The 25,386-nt window shown below is 43.1% G+C and carries 20 protein-coding genes and 1 other RNA gene; 6 read left to right on the forward strand and 15 right to left on the reverse strand.

The features are described from left to right. Positions 1–238: 238 nt before the first annotated feature. The 6 genes from AC0L46_RS01075 to ffs all read right to left on the reverse strand — a co-directional run bounded on the left by AC0L46_RS01075 (position 239) and on the right by ffs (position 7,605). On the reverse strand, positions 239–586 hold the full coding sequence (locus AC0L46_RS01075) for a copper resistance CopC family protein (protein WP_473505121.1): 348 nt from the start codon (positions 584–586) through the stop codon (positions 239–241). Between the two features lie 11 nt (positions 587–597). Further along, positions 598–3,732: an efflux RND transporter permease subunit gene (locus AC0L46_RS01080; protein WP_473505123.1), complete on the reverse strand. Its 3,135-nt coding sequence runs from the start codon at positions 3,730–3,732 to the stop codon at positions 598–600. Positions 3,733–3,735: 3 nt separating this feature from the next. Further along, positions 3,736–5,283: an efflux RND transporter periplasmic adaptor subunit gene (locus AC0L46_RS01085; protein WP_473505125.1), complete on the reverse strand. Its 1,548-nt coding sequence runs from the start codon at positions 5,281–5,283 to the stop codon at positions 3,736–3,738. After that, positions 5,280–6,665 (reverse strand): TolC family protein, encoded by a 1,386-nt coding sequence (locus AC0L46_RS01090; RefSeq protein WP_473505127.1) that lies wholly within the window; start codon positions 6,663–6,665, stop codon positions 5,280–5,282. Before AC0L46_RS01090 ends, AC0L46_RS01085 begins: the two co-directional genes overlap by 4 nt. A gap of 91 nt (positions 6,666–6,756) precedes the next feature. Further along, positions 6,757–7,170 carry a hypothetical protein gene (locus tag AC0L46_RS01095; protein WP_473505129.1) on the reverse strand — a complete coding sequence of 138 codons (414 nt, stop codon included), beginning with the start codon at positions 7,168–7,170 and terminating at the stop codon, positions 6,757–6,759. A 338-nt stretch (positions 7,171–7,508) separates the two neighbouring features. Next, positions 7,509–7,605: signal recognition particle sRNA small type (gene ffs / locus AC0L46_RS01100), an RNA gene on the reverse strand. Positions 7,606–7,849: 244 nt separating this feature from the next. On the opposite strand from ffs, the gene hisI reads away from it, so the two are divergent. The 3 genes from hisI to AC0L46_RS01115 all read left to right on the forward strand — a co-directional run bounded on the left by hisI (position 7,850) and on the right by AC0L46_RS01115 (position 11,026). Then, positions 7,850–8,257, forward strand: coding sequence for a phosphoribosyl-AMP cyclohydrolase (gene hisI, locus AC0L46_RS01105; RefSeq protein ID WP_473505131.1), 408 nt, complete (start codon positions 7,850–7,852; stop codon positions 8,255–8,257). Between the two features lie 269 nt (positions 8,258–8,526). Then, positions 8,527–10,194 carry a methyl-accepting chemotaxis protein gene (locus AC0L46_RS01110; protein WP_473505133.1) on the forward strand — a complete coding sequence of 556 codons (1,668 nt, stop codon included), beginning with the start codon at positions 8,527–8,529 and terminating at the stop codon, positions 10,192–10,194. Between the two features lie 79 nt (positions 10,195–10,273). After that, on the forward strand, positions 10,274–11,026 hold the full coding sequence (locus tag AC0L46_RS01115) for a class II glutamine amidotransferase (RefSeq protein ID WP_473505135.1): 753 nt from the start codon (positions 10,274–10,276) through the stop codon (positions 11,024–11,026). On the opposite strand, the gene AC0L46_RS01120 is transcribed toward AC0L46_RS01115, so the two are convergent. From AC0L46_RS01120 to AC0L46_RS01160, 9 genes are all read right to left on the reverse strand, one after another. Beyond that, entirely contained in the window at positions 11,023–11,289 is a 267-nt protein-coding gene (locus AC0L46_RS01120; protein ID WP_473505137.1) for an amphi-Trp domain-containing protein, read from the reverse strand. The genes AC0L46_RS01115 and AC0L46_RS01120 overlap by 4 nt on opposite strands. A 5-nt stretch (positions 11,290–11,294) precedes the next feature. Continuing rightward, positions 11,295–12,620 carry a metallophosphoesterase gene (locus tag AC0L46_RS01125; protein ID WP_473505139.1) on the reverse strand — a complete coding sequence of 442 codons (1,326 nt, stop codon included), beginning with the start codon at positions 12,618–12,620 and terminating at the stop codon, positions 11,295–11,297. Between the two features lie 26 nt (positions 12,621–12,646). Next, a complete protein-coding gene (locus tag AC0L46_RS01130) occupies positions 12,647–13,330 on the reverse strand; it encodes a histidine phosphatase family protein (RefSeq protein WP_473505141.1) in 684 nt (227 codons plus the stop codon). Beyond that, positions 13,327–14,439: an HprK-related kinase B gene (locus AC0L46_RS01135; protein WP_473505143.1), complete on the reverse strand. Its 1,113-nt coding sequence runs from the start codon at positions 14,437–14,439 to the stop codon at positions 13,327–13,329. Before AC0L46_RS01135 ends, AC0L46_RS01130 begins: the two co-directional genes overlap by 4 nt. 3 nt (positions 14,440–14,442) lie before the next feature. Then, positions 14,443–15,351 carry a GAK system ATP-grasp enzyme gene (locus AC0L46_RS01140; protein WP_473505145.1) on the reverse strand — a complete coding sequence of 303 codons (909 nt, stop codon included), beginning with the start codon at positions 15,349–15,351 and terminating at the stop codon, positions 14,443–14,445. Next, on the reverse strand, positions 15,341–16,978 hold the full coding sequence (locus tag AC0L46_RS01145; RefSeq protein WP_473505147.1) for a phosphotransferase: 1,638 nt from the start codon (positions 16,976–16,978) through the stop codon (positions 15,341–15,343). The genes AC0L46_RS01140 and AC0L46_RS01145 overlap by 11 nt, the downstream gene beginning before the upstream one ends. 111 nt (positions 16,979–17,089) lie before the next feature. After that, positions 17,090–18,052, reverse strand: coding sequence for an isopenicillin N synthase family dioxygenase (locus AC0L46_RS01150; protein ID WP_473505149.1), 963 nt, complete (start codon positions 18,050–18,052; stop codon positions 17,090–17,092). An 18-nt stretch (positions 18,053–18,070) separates the two neighbouring features. Beyond that, complete coding sequence (locus tag AC0L46_RS01155; protein ID WP_473505151.1) at positions 18,071–20,380, reverse strand: ATP-dependent helicase; 2,310 nt, start codon at positions 20,378–20,380, stop codon at positions 18,071–18,073. Positions 20,381–20,391: 11 nt separating this feature from the next. Beyond that, positions 20,392–21,534, reverse strand: coding sequence for a succinylglutamate desuccinylase/aspartoacylase family protein (locus tag AC0L46_RS01160; RefSeq protein ID WP_473505153.1), 1,143 nt, complete (start codon positions 21,532–21,534; stop codon positions 20,392–20,394). A gap of 171 nt (positions 21,535–21,705) precedes the next feature. Here AC0L46_RS01160 and AC0L46_RS01165 point away from each other — a divergent pair, with 171 nt between their 5' ends. The 3 genes from AC0L46_RS01165 to AC0L46_RS01175 all read left to right on the forward strand — a co-directional run bounded on the left by AC0L46_RS01165 (position 21,706) and on the right by AC0L46_RS01175 (position 25,343). Further along, positions 21,706–22,902 carry an ABC transporter substrate-binding protein gene (locus tag AC0L46_RS01165; protein ID WP_473505155.1) on the forward strand — a complete coding sequence of 399 codons (1,197 nt, stop codon included), beginning with the start codon at positions 21,706–21,708 and terminating at the stop codon, positions 22,900–22,902. 85 nt (positions 22,903–22,987) lie between these two features. Further along, on the forward strand, positions 22,988–24,760 hold the full coding sequence (locus tag AC0L46_RS01170; protein ID WP_473505157.1) for an ABC transporter permease: 1,773 nt from the start codon (positions 22,988–22,990) through the stop codon (positions 24,758–24,760). Continuing rightward, the gene (locus AC0L46_RS01175) at positions 24,708–25,343 is read left to right on the forward strand and encodes an ATP-binding cassette domain-containing protein (RefSeq protein ID WP_473505159.1); all 636 of its coding nucleotides are present in this window, start codon (positions 24,708–24,710) and stop codon (positions 25,341–25,343) included. The genes AC0L46_RS01170 and AC0L46_RS01175 overlap by 53 nt, the downstream gene beginning before the upstream one ends. Positions 25,344–25,386 lie beyond the last annotated feature (43 nt).

The raw sequence follows: 25,386 nt of genomic DNA on the forward strand, positions 1-25,386 counted from the left end.
GTTGTAACCGACTTTGCTCACTTGTCAAAAACAGATAACTGCCCTTAACCTGCCAAGTAAAGGCGACGGTTTGATCTGGCACTATTATTGACCTACTGGAGCTGCTTGCTAGCCCCAACAGTCCAGCTAATTAACTCATGGACATTAAGTTGTGCTTAATTCTCAGCCAAGGCTTTTATTTGAATATTTCACCTACTTGTCATAAGTATCAAACCGCCTCTCTACTCACGATCAATCTTTAATGCTGCATGAAACTAAAATCACCTTTCATCACATGCCCATCGCCCCCCAGAGCCTTCCATTCAACTCGGTAGGTATCTGGCTTAATACTCGGCAAAGCTAATTGAAAGTGTTGTTGTGCAGGAGCTTTACGGTCAAGCTTAAGAGGAATTGGGACACCATTAGAGGCAATAACCTTAAGGCTCATCACTCGCATCGGTTGTTTAAAATGTAGCTCTACCTTTTCTGCCTGCGCCATCAGCATGGCGCCATCCTTTGGAACAGTCATCGTCATCATTCCATGAGCTAAAGCATTAACAGAGGATACTAAAGCCACAGAGATCATTAACAGTTTAAATTTATTCATAATCTTTTCCTTTAAAGTGAGTTCGAATGAGTTAGAGAGGATTTTTTCCATAGAAAGTACACAACAGGTAGCACCAGCAGTGTTAACACCACCGCACTGACCATGCCACCGACCATAGGCGCGGCAATGCGACTCATTACTTCTGAGCCCGTACCTGTGCCGTATAAAATGGGCAATAAGCCAATAATGATCGATGCGGCGGTCATCATCACCGGACGCACCCGCATGCCAGCACCATGCAATACCGCATGGTAAAGAGTCTCGATTCTTGGTGATAAACCTTTGTCCGCGCATTTGCCTAGGGTTTCATCCCAGGCTTGATTTAAATACACCAACATAATGACGCCTATTTCTACCGCGACACCGGCCAAGGCGATAAAACCAACCCCAACGGCAACTGAGAAATTAAAGCCAGACAAGTACATCAGCCAAATACTGCCAACCATGGCAAATGGCAGGGTGCCCATAATGATGGCCACTTCCGATAGATTGCGGAAATTGATGTACAGCAACACTATAATGATCAGTAGGGTAAAAGGCACTACATAGGTCAACTTGGCTTTTGCCCGCTGCATGTATTCGTATTGTCCAGACCAGTTCAATGAGTAGCCTGCGGGCAACTGCACTTGCTCAGCGACAATCTGCTGGGCATTTTCTACATAGCGACCGATATCTACGCCTTCAATGTCCACAAAGGTCCAGCCATTTAGCCGCGCATTCTCACTTTTCAGCCCGGGAGGCCCCTCTTCCACATAGACCTCGGCAATATCTCCTAACGCTATCCTTAATCCGTTCGGGGTAACGATAGGCAAAAGGCTAAGCTGCTCTGGGGAGTCGCGATAGGCTTGCGGATAGCGCACATTAACCGGATATCGCTCCAAGCCTTCAACGGTATTGGTCACATTCATACCGCCAACAGCCGATGAAATGATTTGCTGCACATCTTGAATATTCATGCCATAACGTGAAGCTTTCTGACGATTGATATCCACCTTAACGTAGCGTCCACCAGCTACCCGTTCCGAATACACAGATGCTGTGCCCTCGACGGGCTTAAGGATTTTTTCAAGTTGCTGGCCTATACCTTGGATGACAGTTAAGTCTGGACCAGCAATTTTAATCCCCACCGGAGTTTTAATCCCCGTTGCCAGCATATCGATACGAGTTTTAATGGGCATTACCCAAGCATTGGTAATGCCCGGAATCTTCACTATTTCATCCAGCTGCTGCTTGATTTTGTCGCCGGTCATACCTTCTCGCCACTGAGACTGAGGCTTTAACTGGATAAAGGTTTCAATCATGGTCAGGGGGGCAGGGTCGGTTGCGGTTTCCGCACGCCCTACTTTACCAAACGCTGTTTCTACCTCTGGAAGCGTCATAATCAGCTTATTCGTTTGCTGCAACACCTGACGTGCTTGGCCAATGGATATGCCCGGGTAGGCCGTTGGCATGTACATCAAGTCGCCCTCGTCTAAATTAGGAATAAACTCACTGCCTAATTTATTCAATGGCCACATACCAACGAAAAATACCATGATCGCCAACAGCAAGGTGGTTTTGGGATAATGCAAGGCTGCTTTTAAGGCTGGCATATAGACAGCCACCAGAGCACGATTAATCGGATTCTTGTGTTCCGACACGACTTTGCCGCGAACAAAATAGCCCATAAGTACTGGCACCAAGGTAATAGCTAACGCCGCCGACGCTGCCATAGCATAAGTTTTGGTGTAGGCCAGCGGCCCAAACATCCGTCCTTCCTGAGACTCCAACGTAAATACCGGCACAAAACTCACAGTAATAATCAGCAAGCCAAAGAATAAAGCTGGTCCGACTTCCGTTGCTGCCTTAGTGACAATTTGCCAACGGTTTTCCTTGGTCATCTCAACTTTCTCCATATGCTTATGGAGGTTCTCTATCATTACTATGGCACCATCAATCATGGCACCAATGGCAATGGCTATGCCGCCCAGCGACATGATATTGGCGTTAATACCTTGCCAATGCATAACAATGAAGGCCGTTACAATACCAACTGGCAAACTGATAATCGCTACTAAGGAAGAACGCACATGAAATAAAAACACCATGCAGACCAGTGCTACCACGAGAAATTCTTCCAGCAGTTTGGTCCATAAATTATTGACGGCACGGTCGATCAGTCCTGAGCGGTCGTAAACCGTAACCACTTCCACACCGTCCGGTAAGCTCGACTTTAAGCTCTCCAGCTTTGCTTTGACCCCGGCAATGGTTTGTTGTGCGTTTTCGCCAAAGCGCATCACCACAACACCGCCAACCGTTTCACCTTCACCATTCAGTTCCGCTAATCCGCGACGCATTTGCGGGCCAATGCCCACCTCAGCAACATCTTTAATGGTCAACGGCGTGCCACTGGCACTGACCCCTAGCGGAATCGCCTCAATATCTTCAATGCTCTGAATGTACCCAGAGGCACGTACCATATATTCCGCTTCCGCCATCTCAATGACCGAGGCACCCACCTCTTGGTTGCCCCTTTTGATGGCATTTTGGATATGACTTAGGGGCATATTGAGTGCCCGCAGTTTGTCTGGGCTAACACTGACTTGATATTGTTTCACCATGCCGCCGATGGGAGCCACTTCAGAAACTCCCGGCACCGTTTGCAACTCATACTTTAAGAACCAGTCTTGTAACGACCTCAACTGGGCAAGATCAAGGCTGCCTGTCCTATCGATTAAGGCGTACAAATAAACCCAACCGACACCTGTGGCATCTGGGCCTAACTGGGCTTTGGCATTACTCGGTAATGAGGGCGCGACCTGACTCAAGTATTCTAAAACACGGCTACGGGCCCAATACATATCAGTATTTTCATCAAAAATGACGTAAACATACGAATCGCCAAAAAATGAATAACCACGCACAGTTTGCGCGCCAGGCACTGACAGCATTGCTGTGGTTAAAGGGTAAGTAACCTGATCCTCTACAACCTGTGGCGCTTGGCCAGGGTAGCTGGTCTTAATAATGACTTGCACATCAGACAAATCTGGAATGGCATCAACCGGGGTGTTTTTTAAGGAATACAGCCCGACCGCCACCAACATCATACTGGCCAACAACACCATAAAGCGATTATGGATAGACCATCGAATAATTGCAGCTATCATGAATTACTCCTGCTCGCCACTAGCGGTTAAATAGTCACTGACCACAAACTCAACACTGCTCTCTCGAGTGATTTCAAGTTGTAAATCTTTACCAACAGGCAGTTCACTTGGCTCCAGCCAATCCGCCAGTGCAAAGTCCATGGTCATCTTCGGCCAGCCCCAATCCGCTATCGCTGCATGATCAACATTCAGCACACGCTTAGCGACATCAATGTCATTGATTTTCGCTGCCACCCACACCACATCATTGACTGGTGCTGCATGGTTTGCGTCATCATGTTTTGCCGACTTATCAGCCATTGTCATCTGATTATCCGGCATGATATTCATGCGTTTAAAATCTGAGCTTTTGCTGGATTCAGAGTCCAATAGGAACTGAGCCGAGGTGACCACTTCATCGCCTAATGCCAGCCCTTGTAATATCTCTACATAGTCATCCCCGAAGGCGCCGGTTTGTACGGCGATGGATTTAAAACGCCCTTCTCCTAGCGCCAGCACCACGCGATCTTGGACACCACCACGAATTAGTGCAGCTTTTTCAACCAAGAGCTTTGACTCTGACGACACCGCTTTAATACGCACATGAGCAAACATATCGGGTTTCAATAACTGCTCGCTATTATCTAAGCGAATGCGTACCTGAAGGGTGCGATTTTTGGCGTTTAAAGTGGGGTAAATAAAATCAACTTGGCTATGAAAGACGCGCCCTGGTAGGAAGTCCATTTTTGCTTCTACCGACTGACCAACTGAAACCAGCTGTGATTGTCTTTCAAACACTTCAGCTTCTAGCCACACCTCACTGAGGTCGGCGATCGACATTAGCGTGGTACCGGGCTTGATGTAAAAACCATCCTGAATGCCTAAGTTATCTATCACCCCACTTTGTGGGGCATAAAAACGAATGGTTTGCGACACACGACGCTTTGACTTAAGGGTGCGAATAAAATCACTGGGCACATGCAAAGCTTTAAGCCTTTCTTCTGTTGCTTTCATCATGCGTTGATCTTTACGACCTAAGGCAAATAAGTACTCTTCTTGTGCATTCACTAACGTGGGTGAATAGAGATCAAACAATGCTTCTCCCTGCGCCACGTAATCACCATTTGATTTCACAAAGCTTTTCTCTACCCAACCTTCTACCCGCGGATGGATATGAGTGATCTTGTCATTGTTATAGGTTAAATACCCAACTGTGCTGATATTAGGCTTAAGTACCCCTTGAAAGGCCTCACTGGTTCGTACACCTAAATTGTTCACTACTTCTGGCGAGATTGTCACCGTTCCTGGGCTACTCTTAGCACCGGACTCATTCGCGTAAAAAGGGATGAGATCCATACCCATTGGCGATTTACCCGGTTTGTCTCGTCGATAATTTGGGTCCATTGGTGCTACCCAATACAAGGGATCTTCCTCAGTGGCTGAGCCGCTAGAGTCTGAGTCCACGGTATGTTCAGCTATTTTCCCCGACACAACTGAAGGTAAAAAATGGTAACCAGCAACAGAAAGCACACCACCTAAAATAAACACTCCGATAAAATTCATCACTTTCATTTGCTCACCTCTTCTGCAGCGCTCGCCAATACATAGTTCAATTCAGCCAAACGCTTTAAGCGCTCGACTCGGATAGCCAGTAATTCAATTTGGGCATTTAAAATAGCAATGCGCGCCTGAACCACCTCGGTAAAAAAGCCGTCATTACTGGTGTAGGCATTCAGTGTGGTTTGTGCACTTTGCTGATAACTCGGAATGAGTTGGTGCTGGAACAGCTCGACTCGCCCCTGCAATAATTCAATGTCTGAGGTAAGGGTGAGATACTTTGAGCGTAATTCGTTAAGGACTAATTGTTTTTCTGAAACGATAGCCTCGACTTTTAACGCCGCAGCTTTAACTTGAGCGTCTTGATTCCGAGAGGAAAATATTGGCAGGCTGACACTGGCAACCACCGAGGCCAGATCGGCTCGACTATTACCACTTAGGTCATCACCCCGATAGCCATAGCCTAAACTGATACCCCATTGCGGCTCGTATTGTTGTTCAGCAAGGGCTTTGTCTACTTGTGCGATAGACGATCGTGCCTCTACCATTTGCACCATTGGGTGTTGGCTCAAACGTCTCATTAACACTTCAGAGGATGACGTCTGCACAGTGGAAAAAGAACGATTTAGGGACTCAACACTATTAACGTCTAGTCCAATAGGTGTGCTCGCCACTGCGGAGGAGGACGACTGAATATATTGCGATAGCTTGAATAGCGCACTACGTTTACCCTGTTCTAGCTCTGCTAACCTATGATCGAGCTTGATCAATTCTAATTCAGAGCGCACTAAGTCTTGCTGTTTAGCCGCACCATAGGCTGAGCTATAGCTACTTTCCACCACATTATGGAGTTGTTCAAAAAGTTTTTTATTTCTCAATACCAGCTTAATACTTTGCTCATATTGATAAGCCGTTAGCCATAACTTAGACACCTCCATGGTCAAAATGGCTCGGCGATTATCCCGCTCTAGGGGTAACTGATCCCCCTGAACACTATATTTTTCCGCCATTAATCGCAAAGTATCGCCAGCGGGAAAAGTTTGCGAGATCGAGAAACTCAGTTGCGTCATAGCTTCTTGATTAAAATCAAAGCTATCCGTTGGCATATTTAATAAACCAAGATTGACCTTAGGGTCCGGTAAGGCTGTCGCCCCTTGGCTTAGCGCTCGTAACGCCGCTTCTCGATGCAAACTAGAGTCAAGCCATTCATCTTCGCTAATGGCTTTGTTCACAGCTTCTTCCAGCGTTAATTTAGTGCTATCCGCCACTGCAGGAAGTACGGCAATTAAAGGTAACACCAATAAATAGCGTAAATAGCCCAATCTGCTCGCCATTGAGCAAGGCTGATCAGCGCTCTGTGAATCACCCCAGAGAGCCAAAAAATTGTTTTTGGTCATTGTGTTTCATACTCATTTTTAAATTCATAACAACTCAGCGCAAAGTAGCGCAAAGTAGCGCAAAGTAGCGCAATAAGCGTAAACAGAGAATTTAAGAAATGACTATAGGGGGAAAGTAAGGGGTACTTGGGTGGGCAGAAGTATAACTTTGCGTGGGGAGTAAAGTGTGCACCGCAAAGAAGGTATCAGAGGAGTTAATGTAACCTAACAGCAGACCTGAAAAGGCACTACAGTGGCTATCCAAACAGTCTTGATGAGAGTGATCCATTGTCATGGCCGCACAATCAAGCATGTTTTCTGGCTGACATGCGATATCGCCAATGGACATATCATGGTCAGCTTGTGTCATAGTATGAACAGACATAGTGCCCATACTGTCACTGGTCATCATCATGCTATTGGTGGTCATTGCCATAGAAAATAAAGCCAGCATAAGCAGCACTAAGCAGACGAAACCACGCCTTCTTAATGACTTATTGATTTTATGCTCTTGATCTACAAACATGGAAATTCTCTCTGACAAGTAGCCGGACTATATAAAATAGCAAGCGAGTCTGCAAGGGAATTAAACTGACAAACAATTAATCTTAACAATCACGGGGTATTCGATACCTGTAGGGAGTGATTCAAATAGAATAATTGATAAAGAGTGGTTTAGATGAAAACAGCCATCAAGCGCTAACACCCTTCCATACACAATTGCCTCAGCATTTATCTAACACTAAGAATACTTGAATTTTTTTGTTTGAAATTATGAAAGCTATGATTTTATATATATCTATTCTGCAAATTGAAATCTAAAAATATGTCTTTTAATTTACAGGGAGGAAAATTAGGTGGTATCTCCACCAGCCACACCTCGGCACACAAGGCCACCGCTGTGGCTGCTTCCTTCCGGACCTGACCAAATTCACGGTTTATTGTTGCGAGGGGACCAGCAGAGACACCATAAAGGAGGCCTGTTGACCTTGGGGCGCAATTATACGCAGCCTTTTCGTAAAATCAACCAACTTGCCTCTATTTTTCAAATACTTAAAAAAATCTCCTAATCTTGATCAGCAAACTCTCTCTTCAAAAATCAGCTTATATGTTTTCAATGTTAGCATGTAACATTTTAAGTGAGCTTACGGTAAGATACTCGCCATTAACCACATAGACATTCTTCCTGAGAGTAAGGCAACCCAATGAGTTTAAAAGAATACGAAAACCTCCCTAAAGGCGAAAAGCTGCCTTTAGAAACCATTCTAGCTAACCTAAAAACAGATAATTCAGGACTCATCGCAGCCATAGCTCAGCAACATGATACTGGTGAAGTTTTAATGCTTGCTTATATGAACGAGAAATCGATTCGCGAGACATTGGAAACAGGACAGGTATGTTACTGGTCTCGCTCTCGTCAAACCTACTGGCGTAAAGGGGAAAGCTCTGGACATAGGCAATCTTTAGTCTCTATGTCGTTTGATTGTGATGGGGATTGCATACTATTAAAAGTTGATCAAAAAGGGCCTGCCTGCCATACCAATCGACGTAATTGCTTCTTCTTTAAAGTCGAAGAAGGTAATGTTGTCATTGCGACAGAGCCAAACAAATAAACGAAAGCACCAAAATGGCGCCTCAATGCTTCACCTTAGTATTATGGTGCCATTCTAGTGCAAACCAGCCAATTCCCTGTACTATTTCGAAAACTTCCCCTCTAAAAAACGATCAAATATTGTGCATAGCTTTCAGGTATAAGGTATAAATCAAATGAAAGTTGCAATATGTAAAGACATTAAGCAAGTTTGTAACTCTATGTAAATTAGACGGCATAAATATTGCTAGTTAATTAACTCCTATCACAAACCATCCTCTAGGTTTATATATGATTAACATAACAGTACGCACCAAAATTTTATCTCTCATCGCATTGTTTTCTATCGTTATTGTTGGCATGGGAATCAGCTCTGCTTTTTCTAGTAAATCCGTTTCATCCGAGCTGCAAAATCTTTCTTACCAAAGTTTGCAACTTATGAAAAACCTAGAAAAAAGCCGCCAACTACTACTTCAACAGTCAGTTGAGTTTGAACGAGGTTTCTTCCAAGTATCCATTGCCAAATCATTGGGAGGTTATGGCGTTGAGCAAGTGGCCGAGTCTGAAACAAAGTTTAAAACCTACACAGAAGAGCTTTTGATTAGCATCAAAAATGTTAAGAACATCCTCTCGACTATGCCTGAGAATGCAGGCTTAAATAACTTGTTAGAGCAAATTAATGCTCTTGAAGAGCAGCAAGCTGTCTTTCTCGAATCCAGTATAGAAACATACAGCTGGTGGACTAAACTCAAAACCATGCAAGCCAATAAGGCAAGACGCGTAGCAGATGAAAGTTTGCTATCAGTTAATGCCCAAATGGAAACAATCATCACATCTATAGATGAATACAACAGCACAGTTGCTAAAAACCAAAGCAATAAACTGGATCAGACTATTTATACAAGCGGCGCCATTGCAGCCGTTCTCATTTTAGTTGGTATTGTTATTAGCTTAGTGATTGTAAACGGTATTTGTGGCCCACTTATTAAAGCAGTGAAAAGAGCTGAAGACATCGCCTCTGGAGAGCTCATAGATTCAAGTACAAACAGTAACCGTAAAGACGAAATAGGCATGCTTGAAGTTGCTATGGATAAGCTCGTTGTTCAACTAAGAAGCATCCTTCATGATGTGGCACAATCTAGCTCTATGCTGACTAATGCAGCTAACGATTTGAATAAAATCACAGATGAATCATCTAAAATGGTTGATCAACAACAAGAAGAGACAAACTTAATCTCCCAAGCAATCCAAGAAATACAAAGCACAGCGGTTCATGTTTCAGAATCAACAGCCGACGCAAGTTTGGCCGCTCATGACGCAGAAACAGCAGCAAATCAAGGCTCTGACATTGTTACGCAAACCATCAACAGCATAGAGGAACTGGCTGCTGAAATTTCTAGTTCGGCAAATACAATCAATGAACTGCAGTCAAACACCAACGAAATCAGTAATATTTTGAATGTGATTTTAGGCATTGCAGAACAAACAAACCTACTGGCTCTGAATGCTGCAATAGAAGCCGCTCGAGCAGGTGAACAAGGAAGAGGCTTTGCGGTTGTAGCGGACGAAGTTCGTCACCTAGCGAAGAACACGCAAGATGCTACACAAGAAATAGAGAAAATGATTCTTGTCTTACAGAACGGAACATCCTCTGCAGTGGCGGCTATGACATCAAGCCACCAGCGCTCTACTGATGCAGTGAATCAAGTAAAACATGAAGAAGAGTCTCTAAGTAATATCAACCAATCAGTCACAAAAATCCGCGACATGAACGACAGAATATCGGCTACAACAGAAGAACAAGCTTCCGTTACAGCCGAAGTGGGACGCAACATCTCGAACATCACAGATATAACGAAAAAAACAACGCAATCAATTCATTCAATCAGCCAATCTGCAGAACAATTAGCGACTTTAGCGTCTCAGTTATCCTCCAAGATCAGCTATTTCAATGTATAAAACTACCGTATAATTTACTCAACATTAACATTGCAAAAGGAAGCCAAATGCTTCCTTTTTTGTGATTAGGAGAAAAGGCATGTGCCGTTGGATGGCCTATCAAGGTGACAGTGTTTACCTTGAATCACTACTTTTTGAACAAGAACATTCTCTAGTGCATCAAAGCCTCAGTGCAAAGAAATCTGAAGTCACCGTGAATGCCGATGGGTTCGGATTAGGTTGGTACGATGAAAGAGAAGAACCAGGCTTGTATCACGAGATACTACCCGCTTGGAGTGACTGCAATTTAAAAAGTTTAGCACGACATATCCGCAGTGGATTATTCTTTGCTCATGTTCGCGCCTCTACAGGGACAGCAACCAACCGTTCAAATTGCCATCCCTTTAGCTATAAAAATTGGTTGTTTATGCATAATGGCCAAATTGGTGAATATGAATCCTTACGCTGGCAACTAGATCGTTTAATTCCGGAATACTTGTATAACGAGCGACGTGGTGCGACCGATTCAGAAGTGATATTTCTACTCATGATTGCGAACGGTTTGGAAACCAATCCAGAGCAAGCAATTACTGACACACTGGCACAAATCCTCAACATCATGAAGAGCAAAAACATCAAAGAGGCGTTTCGATTCACTTCTGTTCTATCTGATGGCACAGACATGATTGCCGTTCGTTTTTCTAGTGATGAGCAATGCCCTAGCCTTTATTGCAAAAAGTTTGACGATCACATAAAAGAACAGAGATTACCAAATCACCCCTCTTCCAGCTCTATTAAAAATGGCGGTCTAAACCGCCATTTTTTGTTCAAAGGAAAGAATAACCTGTATTAGCTCTCTATTTTGGGGGGCTTTTTACTGAGTGTTTTTGGTGTTTTTTCCCAGCGAACTTTAATATCAAACTGCTGACGATCATCTTCATCTGACGCGGTCACTTTTACGTACAAAAGACCTTGAGGCCCTAAAGACAAAGTTCCCTTGTCATCAGAAAACTCTAGCTTCCCTTTCCCTAACCCTTTTGAGATTGCTTTGAGTAAATCCTGAATGTCCGATGGATTTAATAAAGCCTCATGTTTAAATTCGGTTTTCGATTTCATCTCAGTCACTCATATATTTTTTTAAGTTCGTCAGGGCGCATAATTTTAGCAGTTGGATAATCGCAACTCAGGCCAATCACACCTTGCTTCTTGCTAATTAACGTTGCTCCAATACCAAAACCGTCTAGCCCTTCTTGCTGTCTAGAATGCTCATCCAATGTAATGTCAGCTTCAATATGAATTAACCCTTTTTTAACGGTAATTCGCTGACCGTGTTGGCGGTTAACATGACCTTGAACAACAAAATGAATGCCTGCTTTATGAACCGCGTTCACGCCTCTTTCAGTCAAAGGCAAATCGGCATCACGGTATTTGGTTCTAAAGGTGTTGGCGATGGAACTGTAATAAAAGCCGAATAAATCCATGTGCTTCAAATTACGGTGAAATGCTTTATTGGCGTATGAGATTCCGTTTTTCAGTAACAGCTCTCCCATTGCATCATCCAAGCCAGCATGCAGGAACAAAAACGATCCACGTCGCTCGACCAGTTTCATTTTTTTGAAAAACCAATGAAACTCGCCTTTTTTATGCAAAAACAATTTCTCACACTGTAGAGAAGCCGCATACACATGACGTAGAGTCAAACCCGCCGCTTCACAGTGTTTTTCAAAGCTTTTGGTCTTTGAATGCATTTTATGCACTTCACGTTCGATACCTTCTGCCGTCAAAATACCTGCGGCATGATAAGGAAATTCTTTAAACCATTTATCATCGGGAAACAACGCTTTGCGACAAGTGTCTTCATCAGGGATTTTTTTGTCCCATTTAGTGCCATCTAAATATTGATCAAAAACTTCTTTAAAAAGCGGCACGACTTTTTTCCCCATACGGACAAAAAAGTGCTGATTACCTATGTTTTGTTTCTTGCGTTTTAAGGCCAACAATCCCATAAGCAGACGTAAATCGTGGTTTCCTGCCAACAGAGTCACACGAGCATTCAGCTTATATAAATGCTTAATGCTTCGTAACAAAGAAAGATTACTTGGCCCTTTATCTAAACAATCTCCACCAATAATGATTTCTGCACGGCGACCTTCTTTGGTCAATTTTAAGTGCTGTAAGCCGGGCTTTTTTTGAATCACAACACCAGCAGAAATTAACGACGCTTCAAACGCGTTCGCATCAGCATGAGGATCTGAAATAAAGACAACCGGTCGATTAGGCCATTTTAATTTTCGCTTATTAAACTTCTTAGGCACTTCTGTCGAGAGTCTCGCTGTCGCATTGTATGACGTGTTATCTTGCGGCCAAGCGGACCACTCAGTAGGCAATCTTGAAATAATCTCAGCATGCTCTTTTCGAGCCGAAATTTTAGGTAATTGCGTTTGCATTATAAAAGCCTCCCATTATGGCGCTATTAATCTGGCACATCTTGAATCTGGCGCTGTTTCCAATCCCCAAAGATCTGACGCGGCGCTTGATTCTCGACGAACTCCAAAACCACTGGATGCCCGTAAAACATGCTAAGTTTCTTAATATCATTAAATTGAATCGCATTAAGGTGGCAAGCTGCATGACGAAATGCTGCTCCATGCCCAATAAATAACTTAATGCTTTCCCCTGCTTTTTCTTGCCAAGCCGTGATCTGCTTAGCCACTCTTTCACCCGCTTGATTCAAAGATTCCGCGCCATCAAAAGGCAAACAGTAATAGCTGTCTGATTTCCAATCTTTAGGCGGAACATCAAATCTAGGGTCAAGTGCCAACACTCGTTCGATTTCTTCAATCGTCAAGTTAGCGACAGCTCCCACACTTCGTTCGCACAAATCAAATGTACTTTGGATGCTTGGCGGACTTGTAAAAAAATCTTTTAATTCATCGATATAGATTTCGGCTGTTTGAAAAGCTCGCAACAAGGTAGAAGACGCCACGATAGGCTCAACTGTATGCCCTGTTTCCTTTAACCATTCAGCAAATAATCTAGCCTGACGTCGCACTTCTTCCGCCCCTTCCGCTGTTAAAGGGAAAGGCTGTAACGCGCTTGGCACTTGGCTTAACTGCTCATAAGCACCATGACGAATTAAGGCAAACTTAGCGCTCATAATGCATCCAGATTTTCAATCAGTTCAAAGGCTTTATCAAAATCGATGCCACCAACAAGACGGAAAACACGCACGCCATTTAATGCTGCACAATAAGTTTCTAGGGACTCACAAGCATGCAAGTCAACAAACAAGCCTGAGTTGTCTTGGTAGAAAGGGCCAGGACGCTTGCGCAAGCCTTCAATCACTTCTGGCTCAAGAGTAAGATCAACTAGCTCTAAGCGTGTTTCATCACTTGAAGAGAAAGACCAATCGAGCATGATTAAGTTAGCTAACTTGCCTGACAAAGCCACTCTGTCTGGGCCATATTCATCTTCAATTTGCACATCGTATTTTTCTTCCAATACCCACAAATCAGATGGCGCCATTTCAAGCAATTGTTGCTGGCGATCTTCAGCCAAAATATGACACAACCGATTTTGATGCGAATGCAATAAAGTACCAGGATTAACTCTAGGTAACTTAGCGACACCAACGGCTTCAACTGAGTCCCCAATATTGCGCATTAGAATACGATCATTGGTGATAAACTGACGCGTATTATCTTCTAGACAACGCAGCATTAAAGTAGATTTACCACCGCCAGATCCCGCCGCAATTGCCGTCACGTTACCGTTCACAGAAAAGCCTGACGCATGCCCTAACAAGCTGCCTTCGCGAAGGTGAAGATTGATAAATTGGTTATTAATAAAGTTAATAATTTGCGCCATATTCGCTGAACATGGACCAACAGCCATAGGCTTTTCAACTCTTTGCAATAGAGTCATACCAGTTTTGAATTTCTTGATCCAACGACCGGTAAACACACCCTCGTCAGAAAAAACGTCTAGGTAGCCTTCTTTCTTACCTTGTTTACCTGCTTCTCTTGGCACATCAATCCAAGGAGCTGATTGAGCAATCTCTTCATGCTCAACAGCATAAACATCAACACTGTATTCACCTGTTGAAGGCTGAGTGTAGCTTTTATAATAGGACTTCAGCTCATCCAAAATGTCGGTGTTATTGGTATAAACCCGTACAGTTAAAGCACCAAAAAATAACTTAGCTTGGTTTTCACATTGAGCCATGAGTGTATTCAACAGCTTCTCATTCAATGGTTCATTCATCATCAGTTACTTTCCTTCAATGGTTCTTAACACGTAATTGGCATAAGCTTCTGCAGCATCGAGGTTACAACCATCTAATGCACCTTTAAAACCACCAAACGCCGATACTTCAAATACCACAGGACCTTGGTCTGTTAACGCAATATCAACCGTTGTGAAGCTCATATCGAAACACGCCTGTGCACGTCGCCCAAGCTCAATTAAGTCATCGTCAGCTTCGAACAATTCATAACGTCCACCACTGTGAATTGTTGTATTCCACGCATCAGAATTGGCAACGCGAGCATAAGTACAAAAATACTCACCACCGATGAAAACCATCCCCAAATCACGACCGTTTAAATTCAAGGCTTGCTGAATATAAAAAAGCGACTGAGTTTCTTTGTACTCTTCCAACTGAGCACGAACCGATTCGTCACTGTCTTCTTCGCGTAAAAACACCATGCCACGCGCTTTGGTTGAATAAAGTGGCTTCAAAATAGCCGAACCAAACTCGCGAACAACATCAAATGCCAAATCTACCGATTCTGTGACACGCGTTTTCGGCATTGGGATATTTCCCTGTTGCAATGCCAAAGTACCACTCAAGCGGTTAATCAGTTTCCCCATGCTTGCTGTTGGACTAAACACAGGCACGCCAAGAGATTCCAAATGGGACAACATATGAATTCTGTCTTCTGTACTTGGCGCATAAACCTGACTGATTTTTTTCACAATCAGGCCGTCTAATTCCGTCAGATCCAATCCGTTGCAATAGACTTTATTCGTGTCTAGATGCAGCTCAAAATCGCTCATATCCATAACAGCACGGAACCCTGTTTTGGCTTCTAAACGATCAGCCAACACTTCCGTAGACCATTTACCGGGAACACCTATCACTCCGATTTTCAATCGCTGTTCAGATTTATTCAGCATACAATTCCTTAAAGGGAAGTTTGAAATTAAGTTCTTTTTCTGCAGGCAAATCAGCCAAATGTTCTAGTAAATAACGAGCACGTAAATGCATACGCGATGCCAGTTTTTTATCGAATATAAAACGCGTGGAAGTCGCAAATGAACGAGCCAAACCAGCCGCCAAACGCAATTCGAATGTTTCATCACCTTGTCTTTTGGCAAAGCGTCGACCAAATTGATAGATCTGAATAGCACTTTGCATCATCAGTTTTCGAGTCGATCCACTTAATACTTGCAAGCGGTAAATCGACACCATCAGAACCGATATGTCTTGGACATAATCAAAATAAGAAGCGCGATGAAGGTCGATAAAATAGATACGTCGCTCAATTTCATCATAAATGATGTTATCTAAATTGAAGTCGCCATGAATCAAAACTGAAAAAGGTGCGCGCCATCTCGGCTCTTTTTCTTCAACAACTCGAATCAGTTTTTTAAAGCTCGGCGAAACATAGCCGCAAATGCGACGTTCTGGCGTGAAAAAATCTGGGTGAACAGCCATGCTATCTGCGATGCGCTTATCTAATTGCCGCATAAACTTCGCGTCGCAATGCTCTGCTGTCATCGTTGATTTCCAAGAGCGATTTAATGTTTTGAAAAGAGCCGACAAAGCAACATCAAGTGTGTCCTTTTCTTCATTTAAGAAAAGCTTCTCAAAGGTTTTTCCCGCTAAATGCTCTATCAGAAGCGCAGATGATTGACCGTTTTTAGTTGAATGCGCCAATACATCTGGCGCGATATCAGGATCAACCTCACGCCACGTTTTCACGCCTTCTACTTCTTCCGCTAACTTATCGTGATCGCCCTCCTTGTAAACAGCAAGGATGCCTTTACCAGATTCATTTTTATGGGATATTGCGGCGATTGCGCTGCCTGATCGAGTTAAAGCAAGGCGCTTCACTTTCAAATCATTCAAGCTGTAATTTAAAGAAGATGCGGTGTCTCGTAAGTGATCATAATTCTGCAAACTGACCACTTGACCTAAATCCGCTTTAATCAAAGACTCGCCGACAATAGCAAGCTGCTTAATCGCGCACTTTAAAGCGTAATTCACCAAAATGGAGGACTGTAATTCGGAGTCTTTCAGCGTTTCTTTGGAATCCAATGTCAGTGACTGAATATCATCGTACAAAGCAAGCATTCCCTGTGTGCGACGACCTAACTTAATCCCTGTTCGACGCTGAGATTCTCCCAAACCTAACTTAACAAGGTTCAATGAACGATCAATACGACGGATTAATTTACGACACAAGGAAGCACTAGGATGCTCATAAGACTGATCTAGAGTGCCTTCATGCACACAATCAAAATAACAATGGGAAATATTGTCTAGCGCATCCGCTAATGATCGAATTGCTTCGATACGAACCACATAAGCTGTACCAGATTTACGGCGTTTGATGCTATTAGCACATTCGATCTCAATCTTTTCACGTAAGGTTTGTACATAACCACGACGCGCTTGAATACGAGGCAAAATATTTAACGAAGCCGTTTTAAAAAAGAGGTCAGTCAGGTGATAGTGTTTTTCTACTTCATTGACTAGAAAGTAAAGATTCTCTTGGATAGCCAAGGGATGTGATGACATAAAATTATTTACCGTAAGACTATGTACTTACTGTAGCATTTTTCCGTCATTTTGAAAGTTACCGTTCTATGACATTTTCATGAACACAGAACGGCTAAGCTATTGAAATAATTACGTCTGGTTCGACTCTTTGTCACGATAAGAATACGTTGCATCCAAACGTGCTTTAATCCAATCGCCACTTAATATTGGCTCATACTTGGCTGGATTGGCTTTTGTCGCACAAGTTGGCACGCAAGCCACTTCCGTTTCATAGTCTGGTTCAACAAAGAAAGGGAAAGAGTAACGGTGCACGTCTTCGGCAGATGCACGAACTCGGTGCGCAGTTGAAACGTATTCATCATTCGTCCAATGCTGCATTAGGTCACCAATATTCACCACAATGGCATTTTCAATCGGTGTTGCATCGACCCACTCTCCTTGGCGATTTTTCACCTGTAAACCACCAATGTCATCTTGTAACAACAAGGTGACACAACCATAGTCGGTATGTGCTCCCGCACCATTATCATGATCATTTTGAGGACGTGGTGGATAATGGATCATTCGCAACACTGTCACATGATCTGTAAAACCCTTGGTAAAGAAATTATCTTCAAGAGACAAAGCTTGCGCCATGGCTGTAAGCACTTTATGCGCGACACCAAAAGCTTCCACATAATAATCCTGTAAAACCTCTACCGTTCTAGGATCGCTAGGGTTTTGGTTCGGCCCATACATGCTTGGGTATTTCGCAGCCAATGGATGATCTTCTGGAAACTCCAGCGCCATATCGAACGTTTCTTTCCAGTCTGCATGACCATTTTCATCAAGCTGTTCTTCACCGATCTTGCCGTAGCCTCGGTGATTTTTGCTTTTTGCAATGTCGATGGCTTCTTTTTCAGCTTGAGGTAAAGCAAAGAAACGTTTCGCTTCACGCATCAAGGCTTTCATTAAACTGCTTGGAATGCTGGTGTTTACAAGGTAAAAAAAGCCAATTTCGCGACAAGCTTTGTCTAAAAGTTGGATTTCTTTCTGGCGAATAGAAGGCGTTTCATGAGTTAGTTTTTCTAAATCTATCAATGGAATAGACACAGTGTTCTCCTTTTAAAATCAGGTTCGTGAAGATAGCTTTATCAAGGTCGTGTACTTCGGATTAAAACGTTTTAATCCTTGTTCACCGAAATCCACACAAATCATTTGCTTACCATCTTGCTCCTGCCTTACAACAACGCCTTGACCATATTGATCATGACGCACCTTGTCTCCTGATTTTAAAAGGCTCTCTTCTTCTACACGAGAGCGAAACGCTAGTTTGGGTGATGATAAAACCTTACTTAAATAATGCTGAAAAACACTTCCTTTCGAAGTATCAATCGGCTCAGCATCATTGCAACCATTATGCCAATTTTTATCAATCAATTGAACAACATAGGGCTGAGATTCAAACACAAAACGCGATAAAGACAAACTTTTTAAATTGGCTCTTGGAATGTCTCCTCGCTTTAAAATCGTGGTTTCATCCTTCGTTGGCGTTTCCAATAAAACCAACTTTTGCCGTGCACGAGTAATGGCCACATAGAATAATCTACGTTCTGACGCCATGGCCTGAGCAGCCTGTTTATCAATACTGCTTAAATCCTCATCATAATAAGGAAAACGCCCTTCCCTTAATCCTGATAAAAGCACTTGATCAAATTCCAGACCTTTAGACTTATGAATCGTCATCAAATGAACGCCATGGCTCTCATCTACTTGGCGTTCATTAAGCTGAGATAATTGAGACAAAATACTTTCCGCGTCTCCACCAACACCTCGAACATAAGCCATAAAGGCATCGCAGGTGGCGATTTTCTCTTGTGTCTGGATGTCTTTATTACTGGTGCTTTCAAAGTAACGATAAATACCCAGCTTTTCTAAGGTATGCGCCAAGCCTTGAGCAGGGTCCGATCGATAAATTGTTAAACTGCGTAACCAATCCGCTCGTTCATAAAGCTTCTTCGCCCGCCAGCCATCATTTGAATCTCCCAAATTTTCAATAATCTGAGGAAGTAAATGCGGAGATTGTTTGGCTTGTTGAATCAGTGTTTTTCGCTGCGCAACAGAACCACCTAAACTAGGAACCGTGAGCAAATATTCAATATCGTCAGCATGAAAAAAGGCACTTGGATTTTCTAATCCGCCAGCCATCACAGCAAGGTAAGCCATTAACATGCGAATCTGGCGATTTTCCAATAAAGGAGAATCACCATGCAGTTGATACGGAACGCCTTTATGCATCAATGCCAGTTGAATCGGCACCATATCGCTGTATAAACGCACCAAAACAGCGGTGTCATGGAGTTTTTTTCCTTCTTCCAACCAAGCTTTTAACTCACCAAGCAATGCTTTGCCTATTTTAGGCGCACGAGCAAATGACACTCGTGTTGATGCGCCGGCACCAATTACCATCGCCTTAGAATCATTTTCACTGATCACGCTCGATGCCATTAGGCCAACCGTATGCCCAAAGCGAAAACTGGTACTCAGAGGATAGTGTTCAACTGCTTCAAAATCCGCATCAAATTGAGTCGCCATAATCTCAGGACTGGCGCCACGCCATTCATAAATACATTGCTGCACATCACCCACAATCATCCATTGGCACGGCGTTAGATAAAGCGTTTTAAGCAGCTCATATTGGCAAGGGTTAATGTCCTGAAATTCATCAATCAATAAATAACGAAACTCAGGCACTAAACCTCGAATTTGTATTTTTTGAGACTCATCAAGTCCCTTTAATAAGTCATAAGGATCACTTAATAGATCCGCAAAAAAACGTATGTTGTTACGTTTTCGAAGTGCTTCTAACTCATCGTATAACGCAGGAAAAAACTGGCGCTCTTTTGACCAACCTAAAGCATCAAAAACTTCCTTTGGGGCTTTATCTGAAGCTTTCACCTGATCAATAAAAAGCAGTACATCTTCCAGCCAGTCTTTCTCATCTTGAATGGCAACTTTTTCGCCTTTGCGAATAAGTCGCTGTAATGCCTCACGTAGCATTTTGACTAGACTAAAATCGTCCGTAAGCAATTTGGCTGGCGCCAACCAACCCTGTTGCTCTAGGCGGCGACAAAGCTTCATACCAAACGAATGAAACGTCATTACACTCGGCGAGCGTAAATGCCCCGAATTCATTAAATGCTTACTTAAACGTTCAGAGAACTCTTCTTGGGCGCTTTTGTTGAACATAAAAACGCCAATATGAGAAGGGTCAACACCTTGCGCTAAAAGGTGCTCTATTCGAGAAATTAAAGTGGTTGTTTTCCCTGCACCAGCAACAGCGATCACTTTTGCTGGAGTCATTAAGTCATGTTTCACAACGCGTAGCTGCTCATCGGTCAACGAAGATTGCAGCTCAGATTTGTCCTGTGCTTGAGTCAAAATAATGGAGCCTAATCTTCAAATAAGTGACCAATTTCACGAAAAGCAAGATGTTCTCTACCTGCAATTTTCGCAATAGACTCGCCACAAACGACCAAACGACGCTGTACTCTCGCGAAGAAAACACCATTTGTTCTGGAAACCAGAGGGTAACTGGATGACTCAATATCGTCATCCATTAAATTTACTACCTCACCAATCACTTCACCTTCTTCCACTTCATCGCCAATGGATTTGTGATAACAAACAATTCCAGCGCAAGGTGCTTTTACCAAATCCATCGCATCAAGAGGGTAATATTCCACTTGGCGATCATCAATTTCAGGTTCTTCACCATCAATAACGCCACGCAAAACTAGGTAATCAAATAAAGCGGATGCATCTTGATGAGCAAACTCATTAGAAATATCATTTTCACCACGCAATTCTAATGTTAGTGAACGGCTCCCCCAAGGCATTAGATGCGCATAATGGGCTTTCAATTCACGCCAAACACTGACGTTTGTTTCATCAAAAGAAGAAGCGCCAGTATTTAGCTCAGATAGACCGACTTTGGCACCTAATAACGCCAACAAGGGTTTAAAGTAATCTTCAAATTCTTGTGCCACATAAGCATGCATGGAAGCTTCGCCAGAGCAATGTAAATCAATAATCTCATCAGCATCCATCGACAGGGCCAGCAAGGTTTTCTTCATGCCTTGAAGCTCAGTATTTTCAGGCAATAAAGCAAGCTCTTGATGAATTGCACGACGCACCAATGACACATTTTCTAACGTATCACCTTTGATTTCACCCTTAACACGCTTTTCGACTTTGCTGCCTAACTGAGGCCAATTACGGTTAAAATTCCCACCACCATCGGAAAAAGCAAAACGCCCTGGAATATACCCATGGAAATTCTGGGCTAATCCTATTGGGTTCGCCACAGGAACAATGATGACTTCACCTTTAATCAAACCGGCTTCATCCGCTTTTTTCAGCATCTTAATCAATCGATTTAAAACTAAAAAACCAGGCCATTCATCAGCATGAAGACCTGCTTGAAAATAGACTTTAGGACGAGCACCCGCTTCACCAAAATGATGCGCTTTTAAGGTTCTTTGAGTGCCTGGTGTTGCGCTAGGTAAGACGTGGGAATAAATTTGAGAAGACATAACACTCCGAAAACGATTAAGACCAACTCAGCTTATTTTGAGCTTGCGATATAGTACGCTAAAAAAACACACGAATAAAAAACTTATTAAAAATCATCAAAATACTGTAAGAAATAGAACTATATAGACGTCTAATGTTCTATAGTAAAAGCAAACACAGAAGGAAAAATAATGAAAAGAGCATTAACCTTGGCCTTGTCAGCCATACTCACTGTATCTAGTTTCTCAGCCAATGCCGCTTGGCAAGACACTCTTGACGACGCAAAAGGCCAAACCGTCTACTTCAATGCATGGGGCGGAGCAGATAACATTAATGCATATATTCAGTGGGCCGCCAAACGAATCAAAGATGAATATGACGTCACGTTAAAGCACGTAAAACTGACTGACACTTCCGATGCCGTCAGCCGTGTATTAGCGGAAAAAGCCGCCAACAAGCACAATAAAGGCTCGGTCGATTTAATCTGGATTAATGGCGAAAACTTTCGCGCCATGAAAGACAACGACCTGCTGTTTGGTCCTTTTAGCCAAACATTACCCAACTATTCAGCATTCGTGGATGAAAACGCTCGCCAAAGTTTAACGCAAGATTTCGGCACCCCAGTAGATGGCATGGAATCTCCTTGGGGCATGGCACAAATCGTTTTTATATATGATACAGAAACACTTAAAAATCCACCAAAATCCATGCAGCAGCTTTTAGCCTATGCCAAAGCCAATCCTGGCCGTATTACCTACCCAGAGCCGCCTCAATATTTAGGCGTGACATTTCTAAAACAAGCACTATACGAAACCAGCATTAACAAAAAGGTTCTTTCCCAACCCGTCGACACAGTCGATTTCAATGGGATTACAGAGCCTTTGTGGGCCTATCTTGATGAACTTCATCAGGTAGCTTGGCGTGGCGGTCAGAATTTTCCATCCAGTGCCGAAGAAATGATGCGCTTAGTCGATGATCAAGAAATTGATATCGCGATCAACTTCGATATTTCTGGAGCGTCCGTACAAATTGATCAAGGCAATTTACCTGACACGGTTCGCACCTACGTATTTGAAAATGGCACCATTGGTAATACTCATTTCTTGGCGATCCCTTACAACAGTGGGGTAAAATCAGGCGCACAAGTGGTTGCCAACTTTTTCCTATCTCCTGAAGCACAGATTTACAAACAAACTCCAACGGTTTGGGGCGATTTAAGCGTGTTGTCTTATGATAAATTGTCCGCAGAAGATCAGGCAAAATTTGATAATCTACCAAGGGGTATTGCTACACTAAGCATCGAAGAACTTGGCGACACACTCCCAGAACCCCATAGTAGCTGGGTAGAAGCGCTCGAAAAAGAATGGCGTAAACGCTACGCTAAGTAATCTTTCACAGAGTAGAGTGGCGATTTAAAACCGCTCTACTTTGAAAAATAAATTTCGTTTTAAACGCAAACTATTAAGATCAAAAATGCCACTCAAACACACCAAATGGATTACTGTTTTTATTGCCTTATTTCTGGTCTTACCCATTTTTATGGGACTGATTGGCACCTTGTTACCCGCTTTTCAGTTTTTTCCACCATTAGGCGAATACACATTTTCTCTTGATCCGTGGCGAAATATGCTTTCACAAGGTGAATTTTATGCCAGTTTAAAACTCACCTTAATATCAGGTATTGGCGGACCTCTACTGTCTCTCTGGTTGGCTTTATCATTATTAGCTTGGGGCTACCAACGCCCCTTCTTTAAAAAAATAGAAACACTTTTATCCCCTATCCTTGCCATTCCCCATGCCGCCATTGCCATTGGCTTATTATTTTTACTCAGCCCATCAGGTTGGCTAATACGCCTCTTTAGTCCTTGGCTTACAGGGTTTGAAAGACCACCAAATTGGATCACAGTTCAAGACCCTTACTCTTTATCTCTCGTGTTCGCTCTGGTCATCAAAGAAATGCCTTATTTGCTGTTTGTGATGATGGCAGCTATGAAAAGCATTCAAGCCAGAGAAACAATACAAGCCTGCCAAGCTTTAGGTTACGGGCGCCTCACTTTATGGCGCAAAGTGCTAATACCGCAACTTTACCCCATTATTCGTTTACCTATATTTATTGTGGTTGCTTTTAGCTTAACTGTAGTGGATTTGGCTTTAGTGATTGGGCCAAATACTCCTTCTACCTTAGCGGTGACACTTTACCGTTGGTTCAATGATCCCGATTTATCCATGCGCCTTATGGGCAGCGCGGGCGCTGTGTTCCTTATGCTGGTGATTGTGTTCACTCTGGCAGGCTGGGAAATCATGCATAAATTACTCAGCCATCTCACCCGTTATGAACGCAGTAATGGAAGACGCTGTGGCTTCTCAGACAATTTACTTGGCAGCGGAGTGGTACTTGGTTCAATCACACTATTGAGTGCATTTTCCGCTTTGCTTCTTTTACCATTATGGTCCGTTGCAAAGCGCTGGCGCTTCCCTGATGCACTACCATCCACATGGACATGGGATAACATTGAGCGAGCCGCTCCACTTTTGCTCGAACTAACCAGTAATACACTTATTATTGCAGTAATCGCCACACTCATTGCCAGTGTCTTTAGTCTTGTTATGCTAGAAATTAAACGCTTAAGTTCGGCAAAATCTGCAACACCCTCCGAGTATCACGCCTTTGACTGGCTCATTTATGTGCCCATATTACTGCCACAAATAGGCTTTTTGTTTGGACTCCATGTTTTACTGATTTACCTCGACTTAAATGGCAGCTTATGCGCCATCATCGCCTTGCACCTCATGTATGTTTTACCTTATGTTTATCTCACATTAAAAGGGCCTTATTTAGCCTATAATGAACAATATCTACAACAAGCAAATCGTCTGAATTATCACCCATGGCGACATTATGTAACCATAAAACTGGCCATGCTAAGACCCGCACTATTCACCGCATTTGCCATGGGTTTTTCGGTCAGTATCGCTCAATATCTGCCCACTCTGATTGCTGGCGAAGGACGACACAGCACACTAACCACAGAAGCCGTCGCACTTGCGGCCTCTGGAGATCGTAAAAAAGTCGGCAGCATGGCCCTTTTACAGGCCCTATTTCCAGTTATCGTATTTTGGTTTGCGCAGGTCATCCCTTCTCGATGGACCAAATGGCGACTAACCATAAAATGCTTTTTAGTAAGGATAAAAAATGCTCAGCGTAAACGCTTTTACTCTATCCACAAAAAACAAAGTACTCATTAAAGACTTGAGTTTCACCATTGAAAACGGTCAAGTACTATCGCTAATGGGGCCAAGTGGTATTGGTAAATCGAGCTTATTACATTATCTAAGTGGCACACTGTCGCCAACATTAACCGCCACAGGTGACGTACATTTAGACAGCAAGACATTGCATAAACAAAGTATACAAGCGCGTAAAGTCGGCTTATTACAGCAAATGCCGCTGCTTTTTCCTCATATGAGCATTCTGGAAAACTTACTGTTTGCCATCCCTCCAGAAATCAAAAAGCAAGAGCGACAAGAATTGGCCTACCAAGCGCTGGAAAAGCTGAACATGCCAGATAAAGCCCATTCATTACCTAAGCAACTCTCTGGCGGACAACAAGCCCGTGTTGCTCTATTGCGGACCCTATTAGCCAAGCCTGACTTTTTACTGTTAGACGAGCCTTTCAGTAAACTTGATCCAGCATTAAGACGAGATGTGAGAGCCTTTGTTCTCGCCGAGATAAGACACGCAAACATTCCAGCTCTACTGGTAACTCACGACGCCGAAGACGCCAAAGCCATGGAAGGGAAATGTTTGGAAATAGAAGCCGCAATTTAATTCCCTACATATCGATACAAGCAACCAAAACAGTCTATTAAAA

The sequence above is a fragment of the Marinomonas sp. 15G6-16 genome (assembly GCF_055809555.1).